Origin of the sequence: Synechocystis sp. PCC 6803 substr. PCC-P, from assembly GCF_000284455.1 — a bacterium.
Classification (GTDB): domain Bacteria; phylum Cyanobacteriota; class Cyanobacteriia; order Cyanobacteriales; family Microcystaceae; genus Synechocystis.
In genome coordinates this window covers 2,349,065-2,370,034 of record NC_017039.1, presented here as the reverse complement: position 1 = coordinate 2,370,034, position 20,970 = coordinate 2,349,065, and the positions used below count along the sequence as shown (strand labels likewise).

The window sequence follows — 20,970 nt, the reverse complement described above, 5'->3', positions numbered from 1 at the left end:
TCAATGGGTTCGCATTAGCTATTAGCTGTACTTGATGATAATTGCTATCATCGCTGGTGGAAAAAATGCTGCTCCGGACTAGGCAACTGCTAGAACATGGAAATAATTACATTGGCGATCGGCGGGGCAATTGGTTTTGGCATCGGGGCGATCGAACGGTTTCGGCTCAATAATAAAATTAAAAAATTGCTCACTGGGCTGCCGGATACCCAGGAAGTTTCCCATTCCCTGTCCCTTGTGTCCCTGGTGCGGCGAGAAATTAATCACTTAAATGATCTCTGTGCGGAATATCTAGATACCATTGCCCATTGGCGGGGAGTAATGTCCCTTTCTCCCCTCGGTTATTTATTAATCGATCAGGAAAATAATTTGGAATGGTGTAATCCTGCGGCTGAAAGTTTGCTACATATCCGTTATTGGCAACCGGGGGAACGCAGGCTTTTTTTGGAGTTTATTCGCTCCTACGAATTGGATCAATTAATTGAGTGTACCCGGCAAACCCAAACTAACCAGACTCGGGAATGGTCATTTTTTCCTCCCCTCACCGCCGCCATGGAAGGTTGGGGCAATCACCGCCCACTAACACCAGAGTCGATTCTTCTCAGGGGATCGGGATTTCCCCTCAAAGAAGGCAAAGTGGCTGTATTTGTGGAAAATCGCCAAACTTTAGCGGCCCTGCGCCAGGGTAGGGATCAAGCTTTTTCCGATCTGGCCCACGAGTTACGAACCCCTTTAACAGCGGTGGCTTTGATTGCGGAACGTTTACAGGCTCGACTGCCCGCTGAAGATGGGGACTGGGCCGAACGGTTGTTGAAGGAGATTTCTCGTTTGCAGAATTTGGTGGAAAGTTGGCTCCATTTAACCCAAATAACCGCTAATCCCAATCTTTACCTCGAGCCAGAACCGATTAATTTACGCCATTTACTCGCCATTACCTGGGAGCGATTAACCCCGATCGCCGTGGTAAAAAATATCACCCTGGATTACCAAGGGCCAACCAAGTTGAACCTAGAGGGGGATGGCGATCGTCTGATGCAGGTATTGATGAATATTTTGGACAATACGCTGAAATATAGCCCACCGGAAGGGACTATTTTTGTGCAGGGTCATCAAGGCACAGAAGGGATCACCATGATTATTAGGGATCAAGGCCTAGGATTTCAACCAAGGGATTTACCCTACATTTTTGAGCGACTTTATCGGGGTGATAGTTCCCGTGCTCGCCTACATCCCGATAGTCAACGCCATGGCAGTGGCCTGGGTTTGGCGATCGCCAAGGAAATTGTCCTGGCCCACAGGGGAAATTTAACCGCAGCTAACCATGAAACTGGGGGAGCAATGTTCACCATTGAGCTGCCCTATGAACCGAATATGGATGAAAATCCCTAGAATTCGACCAACAGAAGGTCAAGCTATGCTTAAAAAAATCCACAGACGTTAGAAAATTATGCTTCAAAAACTCGAAGCCATATTTAACGGGACAGCCCTTAAACTGGAAGTTCCCATAGACTTTACCGCCTACACTGAATAGAAGAGCGATAATTTTAAAATGGTGGCGGACTAAGCAATCCAAACGGTTTTAGCATTGACAAATTCTAAAATGCCCATGCGGCCAAGTTCCCGCCCAAAGCCAGAGCGCTTGATGCCTCCAAAGGGAATGCGGGGGTCAGATTTAGTCATACCGTTAATGAATACAGCCCCGGCTTCTATGCCCCGGATTAGTTTTTGTTGATTTTCCGGGTTAGTTGTCCATGCACTGGCCCCCAACCCAAAGGGAATGTCATTGGCCAAGGCGATCGCCTCCTCTAAATTATCGACAGTAAATCCGAGGGCCACGGGGCCAAAAAATTCCTGACGGTAGGTAGGGGCGTTGGGGGGAACGTCGGTGAGCAGGGTGGGAGGATAGTAATTTCCCGGTTGGTCTAGGGCTTGGCCGCCACAACGACAGTGGGCTCCAGCAGCAATGGTTTGTTCTACTTGCGCAACAATGTCCGCCAAAATATCAGGGGTAGCTAGGGGCCCAATATCGGTGGTTGAGAGGCTGGGATCTCCTACTTTAAGAGCTTGGAATGCTTTGGTTAAACGTTGGAAAAATTCCTCAGCAACACTGGCTTGGACAATGAATCTTTTAGCGGCAATGCAAGATTGGCCGTTGTTTTGCATCCGGGCTGGCACAGCTACTTTTAGGGCTTGGTCTAAATCCGCATCTTCGAGGACGATGAAGGGATCGGAACCGCCCAATTCCAACACGGTTTTTTTAATTTGCCCTGCGGCGGCGCTGGCGAAACTAGCTCCAGCGGGTTCACTACCGGTTAAAGTTCCTGCTTGGATGCGGTCGTCGGCCATCAACTCACTGGCCACTTTGCCTCCAATCAATAGGGTTTGAAACGCTCCTTCGGGAAACCCGGCGGTTTGGAAAATTTCGGCGATCGCCAACGCACATTGGGGCACATTGGAAGCGTGTTTGAGCAGACCCACATTACCGGCCATCAGAGCTGGGGCCGCAAAACGAAACACCTGCCAAAAGGGGAAATTCCAGGGCATCACCGCCAAAATTACCCCCAGGGGCTGGTAAGCAATGAAACTCTGGCTAGCATCGGTGGTCACCACTTCATCGGCTAAGTATTCCTCGGCTTTGTCCGCATAAAAACGACAGACCAGGGCACATTTATTCACTTCGGCGATCGCCTGTGGGATCGATTTGCCCATTTCCAGGGTCATCAGGGCGGCCCATTCATCCCGCCGTTGTTCGAGGATATCCGCCGCCTTTCTTAACCATTGCCCCCGTTGAGCAAAAGGTAAATGGCGAAAACTTTGGAATGTTTCCTGGGCCAAATCCAACTTGGCATTAACTTCCACCTGACTATGGGCGATGAAAGTCTGCACCGTTTGGCCCGTGGCCGGATTAATAGTGGCGATCGCCATGGGTTAATGCCTCCCCCTCAAGCTGGAAAATTCCAGAGTTTAAGTTGCCCCAAAGCCATTGGCTTCACTTTCTAGTCTAGGTTGCTGGCCCCCAATCTTGCTAGCTGGGGTTATTAACAGGCTCCCCATTATCTTCCCCGGAGGGAGGGGGTGGATTAGAATCACCTTCCCCTTTCTCCCCCTTCAAAAAGCGAGCCTCAGCCTCTTTGACAAGGGTATAGAGCACCGGCACTAGGAACAAACTAAGAATGGTGGAAATTAGATAACCACCAAAAATAGCCGTTCCCAAGGACCAGCGGCTCATCGCCCCCGCCCCAGAAGCAATTACCAAGGGCCAAAAACCCACCAGCCCGGAAATGGCGGTCATCAGAATCGGTCGCATCCTTTCCTTGGCCGCAAAAGCCGCCGCCTGGGGAATTTTCATGCCCAAATCCATAGCCTGATTACCAAATTCCACAATCAAAATGGCGTTTTTACTAGCTAGACCAATTAACATAACCAAGGCTACCTGGGCGTAAACATTGTTGTTTACCGTGGGCCAAACCATGTTGGTGGCTACCATAAAGTTGGCCCGCAGTAAAATCGCCCCGATCGCCCCGAGAATAGCTAGGGGAACAGTCATCATGATAATGGCGGGATCCACGTAACTTTCGTACTGGGCTGAGAGTACCAGGAACACCATGATGAAGGCTAAACCAAAAATGATCGGAGCCGCCCCCGCCGATTGCAATTCTTCATAGCCCGTACCATACCAGGCATAACCAATGGAATCGGGGAACATCTCCTTAGACAACCTTTCCATGGTTGCCATGGCTTGCCCCGTACTGTAGCCCGCCGCCGGAGAAGCCTGGACATCCACCGCCGGATAAATATTGAAATTGGTCAGAATCGGGGGATAGGTGGTTTGTTTAACATCAATTAAATTGCTGAGCTGAACTAAAGCCCCAGTGCGGGAACGGACATAAAGGCGACCAATATCCCGGGGATTAGAACGGAATTGCCCATCGGCCATGGCATACACCTGATAAAGCCGGCTTTCCATCACAAATTGGTTGATATAGCTAGACCCCATGTAAATACCAATGGTGTTGAACACCTCCGAAATATCAACATTTTGGGCATTGGCCTTTTCCCGATCCACCCCAATTTCTAACAAGGGAGCATTAAAGGTAAATTGGGTAAAAACCGTACGGGGATTGAGAGCCGGTTCCTGGCGCAGCTTTTCCATATATTGCTGGACATAGTCCAAGAAATTTTCCAGGGGCATACCACCCCGGTTTTGGATGTAAAAATCCAGACCCCCTGTGCTACTAAGGCCGTCCACCGGGGGAGCATTAACGGCAAACACCTGGGCATCGGGAATTTTTTGAGCTAACTCTCGGTTAATTTCTGCCAACAGACCGAACACAGACCCCTTTTGCCCGGGGCGTTCGTCCCAATTTTTCAGCTTGACGAAAAAGAGGGATTTACTACTGTCATTGCCTAAAAAGCTAAAGCCCCCCATACCCAGCACATGTTCCACCTCTGGGCGAGCGGAGACAATTTCCGTTGCTTGGGAAATCACATCTTTAGTGTACTCAATAGACACACCGGCGGGGGAGTTGCCCAACATGAAAAAATACCCCTGATCTTCTTCGGGAATAAACCCAGTGGGGGTGATGTTATAGACAATTACTGTGAGGATTAAACTGCCAATAAAAATGGGAATAGCCAGCAGTCTGACCTTTAAAATTGCCGTGATAATATTGCCGTAGCGTTCCTTTAACCAGTCAAAGGTGCGGTTAAAAAGATTGAAAAACCAAGCGAGGGGGCCATGGACCTCTTTTTTGGGCCGCATTAAAATGGCGGACATACTAGGGGAAAAACTGATGGCATTAAAAGTAGATACCGCTACCGCCGAAGCCATAATTACAGCAAATTGCTTATAAACAATCCCCGTAGTACCTGGGAAGAATGTCACAGGGATGAACACAGCCATCAACACCAAAGAGGTGGAAATTACGGCTCCCGTTAGTTCCCCCATGGCATCTAGGGCGGCCTGGAATGGCTTCATGCCTTGATCCAGTTTTACCTCGATCGCCTCCACCACCAAAATACCGTCATCCACCACGAGACCAGTGGCCAGAATTACCCCAAACAGGGTCAACTGGTTCAAGCTAAAACCAAAAGCTAGGGCAAAGGCCATGGCCCCAATCAAAGATACGGGAATGGCCAGGGCTGGGATTAGGGTAGTACGCCAATTTTGTAGGAAGATAAAAATCACTAAAATTACCAGCAAAATGGCTTCAATTAGGGTCAGGGCCGCTTCTTCCAAAGATGCCGTCACAAACAGGGTGTTATCCAAAGCTACCTCTGCATTTAGACCAGGGGGAAATAGGGGCCGTAACTCCGCCATTTTTTCCTTGACCATGTTGGCCGTGTCTAGGGCATTGGTACCGGGCAGTTGATAGATAACAAATGCCACTGCCGGGGCGTTATTGAACAGGGCAGTTTGAATATAGTTTTGGGTACCAATGGTGGCCCTCCCCACATCTTTAATACGAATGAGAGTACCATCATCCCCCACTTTGACGACAATTTGTTCCGCTTCTTCCGGGGTGGTAAAGCGACTCAGGGCCCGGGCATTAATTTGGAAACGTTGTTGATCAGTGACCGGCGGCAGGTTAACCCCCCCTACCCCCACTTGAATGTTTTGGCTCCGAATGGCGTTGGTAACATCGGCCGCGGTTAAGTCCCTAGCGGCCAAGGCATCGGGGTCTAGCCAAAAACGCATGGCATATTCAGAAGCCCCAATTAAAATGGCCGAACCCACCCCGTCAATCCGTTTAATTTCATCCAGCAACACCCGGTCAACAAAGTTACTGACAAAGATGTCGTCATAGATCGGTTTGCCCTGGTCATCGTTTTCTGAGTAAACCCCATAGGCAATGGTGACAGAGGGGGATTGGGTCTGGGTCGTTACCCCCTGGCGGTTGACAACTTCCGGCAAACTGGAAGCGGCGATCGCCACGTTATTTTGGACGAGTACCTGGGCAATGTTGCGGTCCATTTCCACCGGGAAATAGACGTTGATGGTGCTAGTGCCAGTGTTGTCGGTGGTGGAGTTCATATAAATGACTTGCTCCGTACCGTTAATCTGCCGCTCTAGCACAGTGGTGACATTATCCACTGCAGTTTGGGCATCGGAGCCCACATAGTTGGTGGTTACCTGCACCTGTTTGGGGGCCATGTCTGGAAGTTTGGCCAGGGGCAGGAGGGGTAAGGCGATCGCCCCGAGGAGGATGATCACGATGGTGCACACCGTAGTCAGCACGGGGTTTTTGATGAAAACGTTGGAGATACTCAGCAACATAAACCTGGGGGACGGCGGAAAGGTAAACCGGACTCACGGAATCCATTGACGGCAACAGGGGAAAAAAGCTTCCCCTACCCATGGCGATCGCCGGGGGCGGGAATGTCCAGAGTGCAAAGATCCCACCCATCTTAAAGGTTTTTCTGGGGAATGGAGCCAATCCCCAGAGTTTCTTTAAATTTGCCCTGCCCTAGACCCACCGGCGGGGGAAATCCAGAGCCACTTTTTACCCTGATCAGCGCCCCTATTGGATGTTAATCCGGAACTGGAGGTCATTAAAGTCCATATCTCCCCCCCAGAAGCCATCCTCAAATTGGAAGGTATCCCCCAAAACCCGAATGTGATCTGCCTGATCAGGGTTAGCCCCCAGATAGGAGAAGTAATTAAAGACATTGCCGTCGGACTGACTGACGGTGAGGTAAGGAGCAAACAAGCTCCCCCCGGTTAGCTCCAATGCCTGGGTCGTGGTACTGGGGGTAACAGTAAATTGGGCGGCAGTATTTTGCAGCGCCACGGCTTGATAGTTGCCATCACCAGGGTTTAGCAGTTGGCCCGTCAGGGGGTCCGCAATGGCACCAAACTGATTTTCCACCCGATAAAAACCAACGGAGAGCCCAAAGGAAGCATCACCGGTGATTTCGTTGATGCCAAGATTTACGGAGCCACTGAGGGAACGCAGGTCCAATAATTCCCGATTAACAGGATTCTGATCCAACTTAATGACCACGTCGTTGTAGTCAAAGTCTCCTCCTCCTAACATGTCTTCCACCCCAAAGGTGTTATCCGCCAGTAACCGGAAATGATCCAGTCCATCGGGGTTGGCATTGATGTAGCTAAAGAAGGCAACGGGGCCAGCGGCGATCGCCTGGTTGACAGGATTAACCGTCAGGAATTGATTTTCGGTGCCATTGGAAATCAGGAAGGGAGCAATAATTTGCCCTGGGCGAATTTCCCCCCCAATGGGTTGGCCGTTGGAACCAAGGGCAAGACGTTGCCGCACCGCCACTTCAGCATAGTTGGCATCACCGGGGTTGACCAGTTGACCGGTGGTGTAATCCAGCACCGTGCCCTGGGCATTTTGAACCAGGTAGAAACCAACAGTATTGTCATAGGCAGAGTCACTGGCGATCTGAACCCCGATTTGAACGTTTTGATTGCTCGTATTAGCGAAGATCTCCTGTTGAGCTTGCCCTTGGTAGAGCGTCCCCAAGGGAGCCGGTTGGTCTGTCATTGCCACCCGGAAGATAAAGTCATTAAAGTCCCCGTCTCCTCCCTGGGCAATATCTTCCCAAGCAACAACTATCCCCTGACCATCATTACTCGGGATTTGTTGGATTTGATTGCCATTGGCGATCGCCTGACTGAAGAAAACCGGAGTGGATATGGCCCCGGCGGCCTGCTCTCTGAGCACCATATCCAGGGAATTATTCTGGATTAACAGGAAACCAAAACTATCACTAACTTTGAATTCTTCCATAGTCCGGGTCAGGGATTCACCGAAAAGCTGAGTCTGTCCACTGATACCGGTAAATATCACCTGGCTATTGCTTAAGGCCGCTTCCAGATAGCCTGCTTGTCCTGGGGCAATGCCATTGATAGTTCCCTGGCGATCGTCCACCCTGAAAATAGCCACCTCATTTTTGAAATCTCCGTCCACTCCCAGCAGGGTGAATTTGAGATGTTCCTGATTGTCAATGGCAACGCTAGCGGTCCGATTATCCCCATTAACATCGGTGATGGTGTAGGTAAATTGATCAACGAGCCCATTGGCGGTGAAAACTCCCGCGTTAGCGGTGAGGCCAATGGCTGGGGGAACGAAACCTCCCTGGGGCAAAATATTGACCGCAAATCGCAGATCATTGAAATCTCGATCGCCAAAGGCACTATCTTCAAAGCTATAGGTGCCATTGGCAAAACGAACATAGTCCACTTGACCTGGATTGGCATCAATGAGGGCGAAGAAGTGATTCACTTGCCCGTTACCCTGGTCAGACGTTAGGAACGGAGCATAGATGCCGCCTCCAGGTAGTTCAATGGACTGAACTGGATTATCCTTACTGATTTGTAGCCCAGGAATGGCGCTGGCCAGGGCCACATTTCTGTATTCCAGATCTGCCGGGGTTAAAAGTCGCCCAGAAGCCGGATCAAGAATGGTGCCAAAATGATCCAAAACTTGATAGAAGCCGACGGAATTGTTGTAGCTCGCACTGCTGAAAATATCACTGATATCTATGCGTACAGGCCCTGTGGCTGAACGTAAATCCAATAACTCTTCATGGATGTGATAGGTCAAGAAATCGTCACTGAAATTATTGGGGGTGCCATTATCCCGCAGCACCGCCGTACCTTTAAGAGGTTGGGTCAGGTTGGTGATCTGAATGCCCAAGCCCTGATCGTTGGCTAAGACATCGACATTGATGGAGCCAAAACCCAGATCGCCAATGACAACGGTACCCCGATCATCGTTGATAGAAATTAGAGAACTAGTCTTAATTTCAAATTGGCCTACATCGTTGGTATTGCCTGCATTATCCGTTGCTGTGATGGTGTAGGTTCCATCCCCAGTGTTGGCAGGGTTCCCTGTGACAACTCCATTGAAGAAGTCTCCAAACGGATCGCTATCCGGGTCAGATGGGTCAGGGTCAGCGTCAACTAATTTGATTGTGTACGTGGAAGGGTCACCAGGGTTGGCACCGGGAGTTTCCACCACTTCATAGGCATCGGGATCGACGGGATTACCGTCAGGCCCAAGCAACTCAATCTCTAATCCTGACTCACCGCTAAAGGTCAGTTCGGGGTTGCCATTACCGCTCAACAAGTCATCGGCGCCGGTATCAGTTGCGTCAGTGATGTCTAGGGGGCTGAAAGGAGAATTGCCATTGTTGGGAGTACCGGGAGAAGTCGTATCAATTTCAAATTGACCTACATCGTTGGTATTACCTGCATTATCCGTTGCTGTGATGGTGTAAATGCCATCGCCGGTATTGGCCCCATTACCTGTGGGGGAGCCATTGAAGAAGTCTCCAAACGGATCGCTATCTGGGTCAGATGGGTCAGCGTCAATTAACTTGATTGTGTAGGTGGAAGGGTCACCAGGGTTTACACCGGGGGTTTCTAGCACTTCATAGGCATCGGGGTCAACAGAATTACCATCAGACCCAAGCAACTCAATCTCTAATCCTGGTTCACCAGTGAAAGTCAGTTCGGGGTTACCATCACTACTCAACAAGTCATCGGCACCGGTATCAGTTGGGTCAGTGATGTCCAGGGGACTGAAAGGAGAATTGCCATTGTTGGGAGTACCGGGAGAAGTCGTATCAATTTCAAATTGACCTACATCGTTGGTATTGCCTGCATTATCCGTTGCTGTGATGGTGTAGGTTCCATCCCCAGTGTTGGCAGGGTTCCCTGTGACAACTCCATTGAAGAAGTCTCCAAACGGATCGCTATCTGGGTCAGATGGATCAGCGTCAATTAATTTGATTGTGTAGGTGGAAGGGTCACCAGGGTTGGCACCGGGGGTTTCTACCACTTCATAGGCATCGGGATCAACAGGGTTACCATCAGGCCCAAGCAACTCAATCTCTAATCCTGGTTCACCAGTGAAAGTCAGTTCGGGGTTACCATTACTGCTCAACAAGTCATCGGCGCCGGTATCAGTTGCGTCAGTGATGTCCAGGGGGCCGGCATTAGGCGCTGTGGTGTTTAATACGGCACTATCGCTGCCATCAGGACCTTGGTTCCCAGTATTATCCGTTATGAATGCACTCACCGTTAAAGTGGCACCTTCGGCGGGTACTGCTACCTGGGTGGTTACTACTCCGGCGTTGATTTGGGCGGCGGTTAAGACGATGGTTTGGGGAGTGGTGCCATCGCTAATGGTCAGAGTGTCCCCAGCAACTAACCCAGTGGGCAAGGCGATCAATACATCTACTAAGCCATTCAATTCCCCAGCACTGATTAAGCCATCATTATTGGCATCTTCGGCGATCGTGACCACCGGTGCTTCGGGGGCGGTGGTATCTAATACGGCACTATCACGGCCACTGGGACCTTGGTTACCGGCAATATCTGTAACAAAGGCGGTCACCGTTAAAGTAGTACCTGGGTTGGGTACTGCTACCTGGGTGGTTACTACTCCGGCGGTGATTTGGGCGGTGGTGAGGACAATGGTCTGGGGAGTGGTGCCATCGCTAATGGTCAGGGTGTCCCCAGCAACTAACCCAGTGGGCAAGGCGATCAATACATCTACTAAGCCATTCAATTCCCCAGCACTGATTAAGCCATCATTATTGGCATCTTCGGCGATCGTGACCACCGGTGCTTCGGGGGCGGTGGTATCTAATACGGCACTATCACGGCCACTGGGACCTTGGTTACCGGCAATATCTGTAACAAAGGCGGTCACCGTTAAAGTAGTACCTGGGTTGGGTACTGCTACCTGGGTGGTTACTACTCCGGCGGTGATTTGGGCGGTGGTGAGGACAATGGTCTGGGGAGTGGTGCCATCGCTAATGGTCAGGGTGTCCCCAGCAACTAACCCAGTGGGCAAGGCGATCGATACATCTACTAGGCCATTCAATTCCCCTGCACTTATGAAGCCGTCATTATTGGTATCTTCCGTAATCGTTACGGTGGGTGCTCCGGGAGCGGTGGTATCTAATACGGCACTATCACGGCCACTGGTACCTTGGTTACCGGCAATATCTGTAACAAAGGCGGTCACCGTTAAAGTAGTACCTGGGTTGGGTACTGCTACCTGGGTGGTTACTACTCCGGCGTTGATTTGGGCGGCGGTTAAGACGATGGTTTGGGGAGTGGTGCCATCGCTGATAGTCAGGATATCCCCTGCTACCACACCACCTGGTATAGCTATAGATACATCCACTAACCCACTCAATTCCCCGACACTAATTAGCCCGTCATTGTTGACGTCTTCCGTAATCGTGACAATCGGTGCTCCGGGCACTGTTGTATCTACGGTATAACTCTCCGTGTCGGTAGCAGTGGTGCTGTTACCGGCTAGGTCGGTGGTGGTGACGCTGGCCTGAATGGTGCGGTCAGGGTCAGCGACTAAGGCGCTACCTGGAACATCGATGCTGAAGGTACCACCATTGGCGACTGCTCCTGTGAAGGTTTGACCACCGATCGCGAGGGTGACAATGTCACCGGCTCTGACGTTGCCACCGACGGTGCCGGTGATCGGAATGAGCTGACCGGCTTCGACGGCATTGATGACATCATCTGCTGTGATGTTGGATGTCAGTGTGATGCTGGCATTGGGTGCTGTGGTGTCGATCGTGACGTTTTGAGTGGCTTGGCTGGTGTTGTTAGCTAAGTCAGTGGTGACAGCAGTGATGACGTAATCCCCTGGAGGGGTGGTGATACCGCTGAGGTCTAGGGTCCAGTTGTTGCCACTGACTGTTAGCTGAGGATTTTCCCCAAAGGTATAGGTCGTGCCGTTAAAGGTCACTGCCAAGGTGTTGGTATCCAGGTTGGTCCAGGTTCCAGCAATGACTAGGGTTTGGTCGTTGGTGACAAAGTCGCCGGGGATGCCGCTGTCAGTGCTGATGCTGGCGATGGCAATGCCTGGTGCATTGGTTTCAATGCGAATGGCTTGAGTATCGGTGGTTGTGTTGCCAGCCAGATCCGTTGTGCTGGCCGTGAGGGTGTAAGTGCCTCCGGCTAAGGTTTCGTTGGCAGTGCGGTCTAGCGACCAGTTGCCATTGGCATCTGCGGTGGTGGTGGCTGTGAAGACAGGGTTGTTGCTGCTGTCGGTGAGGGTTACTGTCACCGTGGCATTGGCATCGGTTGTCCCGCTATAGATCAGGGTTTGATCGTTGGTAATGAAGTCGCCGGGGGTGCCACTGTCGTTTGTGATAGCGGTGATAGCAATGTTGGGAGGAGTGGTGTCAATGACAAACTCATCAACTTCAACACTGTTACCGGCAGCATCGGTTGCAACGATGGTGTAGGTGCCGTCGCCAGTGTTGTCTGGATTATTGGTTGCTACACCATTCGCAAAATCACCAAAGGGATCTGGCTCTCCATTGGGAATTGCATCCAGCAGGATGACAGTGTAGGTAGATCCATTCGCACTGGGTGTCTCTGCGACGGTGTAGGCAGCAGATGGAGCCAGTGCACCATCCGGACCGGTAAGGGTGATGGTGAGTCCAGGTTCACCCGTGAAGGTGAGGACAGGATTGCCATTGCTAGTAATCAAGTCATCTGCGCCGGTATCGGTGTTGTCAGTGATGTCAAGCTCATTAACCGCTGGTGCAACCGTATCAACAGTGATGTTGCGAGTAGCAGGGGTAGCGGGATTCCCAGCGAGATCACTGACAGTAGCTACGACTTCTTCAGTCGCTTCAAAGTTGGCAATGTCTGCGACAGGGATATTGAATGTCCAAGCATTACCAGTAACGGTGGCGGTGTAGGTATTGCCATCAATGGTGACAGTGACGACTTGACCATCTTCAACACCAGTCGTGGTGCCACTGACTGCAACAGGACTACCTGCTTCCACGGCATTGATGATGTCATCTACCGCAATGGCATTGATGGTGACAGTCGGAGCAGTGGTATCAACAGTGATGTTGCGAGTAGCGGGGGTAGCGGGATTCCCGGCTAGGTCACTGACAGTGGCTACGACTTCTTCAGTCGCTTCAAAGTTGGCAATGTCTGCGACAGGGATATTGAATGTCCAAGCATTACCAGTAACGGTGGCGGTGTAGGTATTGCCATCAATGGTGACAGTGACGACTTGACCATCTTCAACACCAGTCGTGGTGCCACTGACTGCAACAGGACTACCTGCTTCCACGGCATTGATGATGTCATCAACCGCAATGGCATTGATGGTGACAGTCGGAGCAGTGGTATCAACAACAATTGTTTGAGTTGCTGTTGCGCTGTTGCCAGTGGGATTGGTGGCAGTCACACTCAGCTCATAGTCGCCATCTGCCAGGAGGGTGCCGGTGTAATCCAAGGTCCACTCACCAGCACCATTAGCAGTCACAGTGCCGATTTCAATACCATCTAAGCTGACAACAACTGTGCTATCTGCTTCTGCAGTGCCATTGAAGACAAGGGTGTCGTCATTGGTAATGAAGTCATTAGCTTGTGCGCCAGTATCATCACTGATGCTGTCAATCGTGACGGCCGGTGCAACCGTATCAACAGTGATGTTACGAGTAGCAGGGGTAGCGGGATTCCCAGCGAGATCACTGACAGTAGCTACGACTTCTTCAGTCGCTTCAAAGTTGGCAATGTCTGCGACAGGGATATTGAATGTCCAAGCATTACCAGTAACGGTGGCGGTGTAGGTATTGCCATCAATGGTGACAGTGACGACTTGACCATCTTCAACACCAGTCGTGGTGCCACTGACTGCAACAGGACTACCTGCTTCCACGGCATTGATGATGTCATCAACCGCAATGGCATTGATGGTGACAGTCGGAGCAGTGGTATCAACAGTGATGTTGCGAGTAGCGGGGGTAGCGGGATTCCCGGCTAGGTCACTGACAGTGGCTACGACTTCTTCAGTCGCTTCAAAGTTGGCAATGTCTGCGACAGGGATATTGAATGTCCAAGCATTACCAGTAACGGTGGCGGTGTAGGTATTGCCATCAATGGTGACAGTGACGACTTGACCATCTTCAACACCAGTCGTGGTGCCACTGACTGCAACAGGACTACCTGCTTCCACGGCATTGATGATGTCATCAACCGCAATGGCATTGATGGTGACAGTCGGAGCAGTGGTATCAACAACAATTGTTTGAGTTGCTGTTGCGCTGTTGCCAGTGGGATTGGTGGCAGTCACACTCAGCTCATAGTCGCCATCTGCCAGGAGGGTGCCGGTGTAATCCAAGGTCCACTCACCAGCACCATTAGCAGTCACAGTGCCGATTTCAATACCATCTAAGCTGACAACAACTGTGCTATCTGCTTCTGCAGTGCCATTGAAGACAAGGGTGTCGTCATTGGTAATGAAGTCATTAGCTTGTGCGCCAGTATCATCACTGATGCTGTCAATCGTGACGGCCGGTGCAACCGTATCAACAGTGATGTTACGAGTAGCAGGGGTAGCGGGATTCCCAGCGAGATCACTGACAGTAGCTACGACTTCTTCAGTCGCTTCAAAGTTGGCAATGTCTGCGACAGGGATATTGAATGTCCAAGCATTACCAGTAACGGTGGCGGTGTAGGTATTGCCATCAATGGTGACAGTGACGACTTGACCATCTTCAACACCAGTCGTGGTGCCACTGACTGCAACAGGACTACCTGCTTCCACGGCATTGATGATGTCATCAACCGCAATGGCATTGATGGTGACAGTCGGAGCAGTGGTATCAACAGTGATGTTGCGAGTAGCGGGGGTAGCGGGATTCCCGGCTAGGTCACTGACAGTGGCTACGACTTCTTCAGTCGCTTCAAAGTTGGCAATGTCTGCGACAGGGATATTGAATGTCCAAGCATTACCAGTAACGGTGGCGGTGTAGGTATTGCCATCAATGGTGACAGTGACGACTTGACCATCTTCAACACCAGTCGTGGTGCCACTGACTGCAACAGGACTACCTGCTTCCACGGCATTGATGATGTCATCAACCGCAATGGCATTGATGGTGACAGTCGGAGCAGTGGTATCAACAACAATTGTTTGAGTTGCTGTTGCGCTGTTGCCAGTGGGATTGGTGGCAGTCACACTCAGCTCATAGTCGCCATCTGCCAGGAGGGTGCCGGTGTAATCCAAGGTCCACTCACCAGCACCATTAGCAGTCACAGTGCCGATTTCAATACCATCTAAGCTGACAACAACTGTGCTATCTGCTTCTGCAGTGCCATTGAAGACAAGGGTGTCGTCATTGGTAATGAAGTCATTAGCTTGTGCGCCAGTATCATCACTGATGCTGTCAATCGTGACGGCCGGTGCAACCGTATCAACAGTGATGTTACGAGTAGCAGGGGTAGCGGGATTCCCAGCGAGATCACTGACAGTAGCTACGACTTCTTCAGTCGCTTCAAAGTTGGCAATGTCTGCGACAGGGATATTGAATGTCCAAGCATTACCAGTAACGGTGGCGGTGTAGGTATTGCCATCAATGGTGACAGTGACGACTTGACCATCTTCAACACCAGTCGTGGTGCCACTGACTGCAACAGGACTACCTGCTTCCACGGCATTGATGATGTCATCAACCGCAATGGCATTGATGGTGACAGTCGGAGCAGTGGTATCAACAGTGATGTTGCGAGTAGCGGGGGTAGCGGGATTCCCGGCTAGGTCACTGACAGTGGCTACGACTTCTTCAGTCGCTTCAAAGTTGGCAATGTCTGCGACAGGGATATTGAATGTCCAAGCATTACCAGTAACGGTGGCGGTGTAGGTATTGCCATCAATGGTGACAGTGACGACTTGACCATCTTCAACACCAGTCGTGGTGCCACTGACTGCAACAGGACTACCTGCTTCCACGGCATTGATGATGTCATCAACCGCAATGGCATTGATGGTGACAGTCGGAGCAGTGGTATCAACAACAATTGTTTGAGTTGCTGTTGCGCTGTTGCCAGTGGGATTGGTGGCAGTCACACTCAGCTCATAGTCGCCATCTGCCAGGAGGGTGCCGGTGTAATCCAAGGTCCACTCACCAGCACCATTAGCAGTCACAGTGCCGATTTCAATACCATCTAAGCTGACAACAACTGTGCTATCTGCTTCTGCAGTGCCATTGAAGACAAGGGTGTCGTCATTGGTAATGAAGTCATTAGCTTGTGCGCCAGTATCATCACTGATGCTGTCAATCGTGACGGCCGGTGCAACCGTATCAACAGTGATGTTGCGAGTAGCAGGGGTAGCGGGATTCCCAGCGAGATCACTGACAGTAGCTACGACTTCTTCAGTCGCTTCAAAGTTGGCAATGTCTGCGACAGGGATATTGAATGTCCAAGCATTACCAGTAACGGTGGCGGTGTAGGTATTGCCATCAATGGTGACAGTGACGACTTGACCATCTTCAACACCAGTCGTGGTGCCACTGACTGCAACAGGACTACCTGCTTCCACGGCATTGATGATGTCATCTACCGCAATGGCATTGATGGTGACAGTCGGAGCAGTGGTATCAACAGTGATGTTGCGAGTAGCGGGGGTAGCGGGATTCCCGGCTAGGTCACTGACAGTGGCTACGACTTCTTCAGTCGCTTCAAAGTTGGCAATGTCTGCGACAGGGATATTGAATGTCCAAGCATTACCAGTAACGGTGGCGGTGTAGGTATTGCCATCAATGGTGACAGTGACGACTTGACCATCTTCAACACCAGTCGTGGTGCCACTGACTGCAACAGGACTACCTGCTTCCACGGCATTGATGATGTCATCAACCGCAATGGCATTGATGGTGACAGTCGGAGCAGTGGTATCAACAACAATTGTTTGAGTTGCTGTTGCGCTGTTGCCAGTGGGATTGGTGGCAGTCACACTCAGCTCATAGTCGCCATCTGCCAGGAGGGTGCCGGTGTAATCCAAGGTCCACTCACCAGCACCATTAGCAGTCACAGTGCCGATTTCAATACCATCTAAGCTGACAACAACTGTGCTATCTGCTTCTGCAGTGCCATTGAAGACAAGGGTGTCGTCATTGGTAATGAAGTCATTAGCTTGTGCGCCAGTATCATCACTGATGCTGTCAATCGTGACGGCCGGTGCAACCGTATCAACAGTGATGTTGCGAGTAGCAGGGGTAGCGGGATTCCCAGCGAGATCACTGACAGTAGCTACGACTTCTTCAGTCGCTTCAAAGTTGGCAATGTCTGCGACAGGGATATTGAATGTCCAAGCATTACCAGTAACGGTGGCGGTGTAGGTATTGCCATCAATGGTGACAGTGACGACTTGACCATCTTCAACACCAGTCGTGGTGCCACTGACTGCAACAGGACTACCTGCTTCCACGGCATTGATGATGTCATCAACCGCAATGGCATTGATGGTGACAGTCGGAGCAGTGGTATCAACAGTGATGTTGCGAGTAGCGGGGGTAGCGGGATTCCCGGCTAGGTCACTGACAGTGGCTACGACTTCTTCAGTCGCTTCAAAGTTGGCAATGTCTGCGACAGGGATATTGAATGTCCAAGCATTACCAGTAACGGTGGCGGTGTAGGTATTGCCATCAATGGTGACAGTGACGACTTGACCATCTTCAACACCAGTCGTGGTGCCACTGACTGCAACAGGACTACCTGCTTCCACGGCATTGATGATGTCATCAACCGCAATGGCATTGATGGTGACAGTCGGAGCAGTGGTATCAACAACAATTGTTTGAGTTGCTGTTGCGCTGTTGCCAGTGGGATTGGTGGCAGTCACACTCAGCTCATAGTCGCCATCTGCCAGGAGGGTGCCGGTGTAATCCAAGGTCCACTCACCAGCACCATTAGCAGTCACAGTGCCGATTTCAATACCATCTAAGCTGACAACAACTGTGCTATCTGCTTCTGCAGTGCCATTGAAGACAAGGGTGTCGTCATTGGTAATGAAGTCATTAGCTTGTGCGCCAGTATCATCACTGATGCTGTCAATCGTGACGGCCGGTGCAACCGTATCAACAGTGATGTTGCGAGTAGCAGGGGTAGCGGGATTCCCAGCGAGATCACTGACAGTAGCTACGACTTCTTCAGTCGCTTCAAAGTTGGCAATGTCTGCGACAGGGATATTGAATGTCCAAGCATTACCAGTAACGGTGGCGGTGTAGGTATTGCCATCAATGGTGACAGTGACGACTTGACCATCTTCAACACCAGTCGTGGTGCCACTGACTGCAACAGGACTACCTGCTTCCACGGCATTGATGATGTCATCAACCGCAATGGCATTGATGGTGACAGTCGGAGCAGTGGTATCAACAGTGTAGGTTTGGTTATCGGAAGCACTGCCTGGATTACCAGCTGCATCGGTAGTGGCAACACTGGCAGCAATGGTCAGGTCAGAGCCATTAACTAAATCACCACCAAGAACGTCGATACTGAAGTCACCATTGGCATCAACAGTCCCAGTGAAGGGCTTGCCATTGACCGTCAATGTGACGGTGTCACCAACATTAAATTCACCACCAACAGTGCCGGTGATAGGAATCGCTTGTCCTGACTCGGCAGCATTGATGATGTTGTCGGCAGTGACATCATTGACTGTGATTATTGGAATCGGTGCTGTCGTATCAACCGTGTAGGTTTGGTTATCGGTGGCACTGCCGAGATTACCCGCTGCATCCGTGGTGGCAATACTTGCAGCAATGGTGAGATCAGCATCTACAATGAGGTCACTACCAGGAACATTGATACTGAAAAGACCACCCGCACCGACTGCACCAGTGAAGGTCTTGTCATTGACCGTCAATGTGACGGTGTCACCAACATTAAATTCACCACCAACAGTGCCGGTGATAGGAATCGCTTGTCCTGACTCGGCAATGTTGATGATGTCATCGGCGGTGATATTCGCATCTAAGGTGATGCTGGCAGCTGGCGCTGTGTTGTCTAAAGTGTATTGCTCGTCAGTTGTAGGAGTGGTATTGCTTAGGGCATTGTTGGCGGTATCTCGTATGTTCTGTCCACTGGCAAAGTCCAGATTGACGGTTCCATTATTATTGGCAATACCTGTGACAGTTACGGTGTAAACACTCCCACTGCCAGAAACATTGCTGATGGTAGCGCCGCTTACGCCGGTTCCACTGAGGATAAAGTCGTTTACATCGACATTTTGAACATTTTCCGAGAATGTGACTTGAAAAGTTAAAGAATCGGCATTGGTTATTTCTGAAGTTGGATTATTGCGAAGAATGCTGGTGACAATGGGGGCAATGGTGTCAATAGTCTGGGGGTTTGAAAATGTGCCAAGTGGGGCTCCTAAAGCAAAAGAAAATTGCCTTACATCATTACTTGCATTGTTCCAGATAACTCCGGCTCTGACTGTGAGAGATGAAACAGGTGTGAGGAAGTTGGCAATGAAAGAAGCAGTGTCGTCAAAACTAATGCCTGTTAATACGGAAGGCCTACCATCAACCCTTAAGGTTTTAGTATCTCCTTGAGTGGATTCAGAAACGTTTAATCGAGGAGGTCCAACTACAGCAATTTGGTAATTGGAGTAGCCGCTTACTTCGTAAAATTCTCTTTCAGTTGTTGAGTTCCCATCAACATCAATACCTGTCAGAGCAAATTGGTTGAGAGAAATGGGATTTCCTAAAGTATCTTGGAATTCAAACTGATACTCAAAATAGCCACCTCCAGTAGCGTTGGCATCAATGAGGGGCTGAATCCTTGCTGTATTAGAAGCATTAGAATCAATGGTACTGTTGGCAATTGTGATATTAACAGCTCTTATAGTTACTTTTGCATTAATCTGCTGAGTAGTGAAAGTTGGAATGATGTTTGTGTATAAACGAACCTCTTGTACACCTGGAGGAGGAGTCGATGTAGTGAAATTAGTGTTAAATACAAAGTTTTGAAAATTAATATTTAAGACGGTATCTTCTGCATTCTCTAGATTTATCTTTTGCCCGTCAATAAAAGCAAAGCCAGTATCATTTTGTGTTTTTAGAGTTTCTAGATAGGTTGGATTAACTTCCCCTAGTTTGACTAAATTAGCAAAGATCTCCCCTTCATCGCCTTGGCTATCGGCCCCGTCATTTAAAATCTGGTCGAAGTCATGGCCAATTTCTTCGAGTAAGACAGCAACAATTTGCTCCTGACTGGCAGTGGCAAACCAATCGGCGTTGAGATAAACGGTCGGGGTATCAGTGGTTCCCGTAGCACTATAAGCCCCCAAAGCTCCCTGTAATTCAGCGCTAGAACGTACTTCCAAACGGATTTGGTAACTACCGTTCGAAATTGAAGAACGCAAAGATTCCGCATTATTAGTCCAGTCATCAGTGCTGGCAGTGGCACTAAAAGGAATGGCTAATTGGGTGAGATAGTCGGATTGGGCAAAAAAGCTGGAAAGTTGTTCTTGTACTAATGGTTGCAGAGCATCCAGTCGCTCGGTGTAGATACCAGAGGAGTCCACTAGATCAAACAAAGACCATTGCCCATTGCCATCCAAGATGCCGGGATAGGCCGCTAACTCAGGAGCAGAAAAAATATTTTCCATGACAATATCACCCTTTTGAAAATCTAAAACCCAGTTACCACCTAGGGCTTGATGCCCGATCGCCGTGGTAGAAGCGGAGACCCCGGCCCCCGCCAAGCCGGCCAACTTTTCAATAAATTCCGTACCGGCATCACCAGCGGCTACATTACAGCCGTAGAGAAATAGTTGGGGAGACTCAACCCCGACAAACCAGCTTTTTAACTCGTCACTGTGGTAGACCAAATTATCTAAGCCCAGATGGCCATCACCTAGGTGCAGACAGCCAGGAGAGCCATGGCAAAGAATATGCAGAGAACGAACAGCGCCTTGTCTTCCCAAAGCTTCCGTAATCTGCCGGAGACCGCTTTGGTCGGGATCTAGGGTTATTACCGCAATATTGGGTAGAGTAGCCGCCTGAAGCAGACCCCCATGGAACACCCGGGAATCGAGGACGAACAAGGTCGAGTTAGGCATATTCGGGACAAAAAGACTCGAAAAAGTTGAAAAATTATTTAGGATTCAAGCAGCGGTTAGCACAACGAAGGCTTGCCGAAAGACT

Annotated in this window: 4 protein-coding genes; 1 reads left to right on the top strand and 3 read right to left on the bottom strand. The window is 50.2% G+C overall.

Going from position 1 to position 20,970, the window contains the following annotated elements; all coding sequences use genetic code 11:
- Positions 1-96: 96 nt before the first annotated feature.
- A complete protein-coding gene (locus tag SYNPCCP_RS11085) occupies positions 97-1,389 on the top strand; it encodes a PAS domain-containing sensor histidine kinase (protein WP_010873319.1) in 1,293 nt (430 codons plus the stop codon).
- A 171-nt stretch (positions 1,390-1,560) separates the two neighbouring features.
- On the opposite strand, the gene SYNPCCP_RS11080 is transcribed toward SYNPCCP_RS11085, so the two are convergent.
- The 3 genes from SYNPCCP_RS11080 to SYNPCCP_RS11070 form a co-directional block, all read right to left on the bottom strand.
- Positions 1,561-2,925, bottom strand: a complete 1,365-nt coding sequence (locus tag SYNPCCP_RS11080) for an NAD-dependent succinate-semialdehyde dehydrogenase (protein ID WP_010873318.1) — start codon at positions 2,923-2,925, stop codon at positions 1,561-1,563.
- Between the two features lie 100 nt (positions 2,926-3,025).
- Entirely contained in the window at positions 3,026-6,277 is a 3,252-nt protein-coding gene (locus SYNPCCP_RS11075) for an efflux RND transporter permease subunit (RefSeq protein WP_010873317.1), read from the bottom strand.
- A gap of 244 nt (positions 6,278-6,521) precedes the next feature.
- Entirely contained in the window at positions 6,522-20,885 is a 14,364-nt protein-coding gene (locus SYNPCCP_RS11070; RefSeq protein WP_014407131.1) for an Ig-like domain-containing protein, read from the bottom strand.
- Between the last annotated feature and the right edge of the window lie 85 nt (positions 20,886-20,970).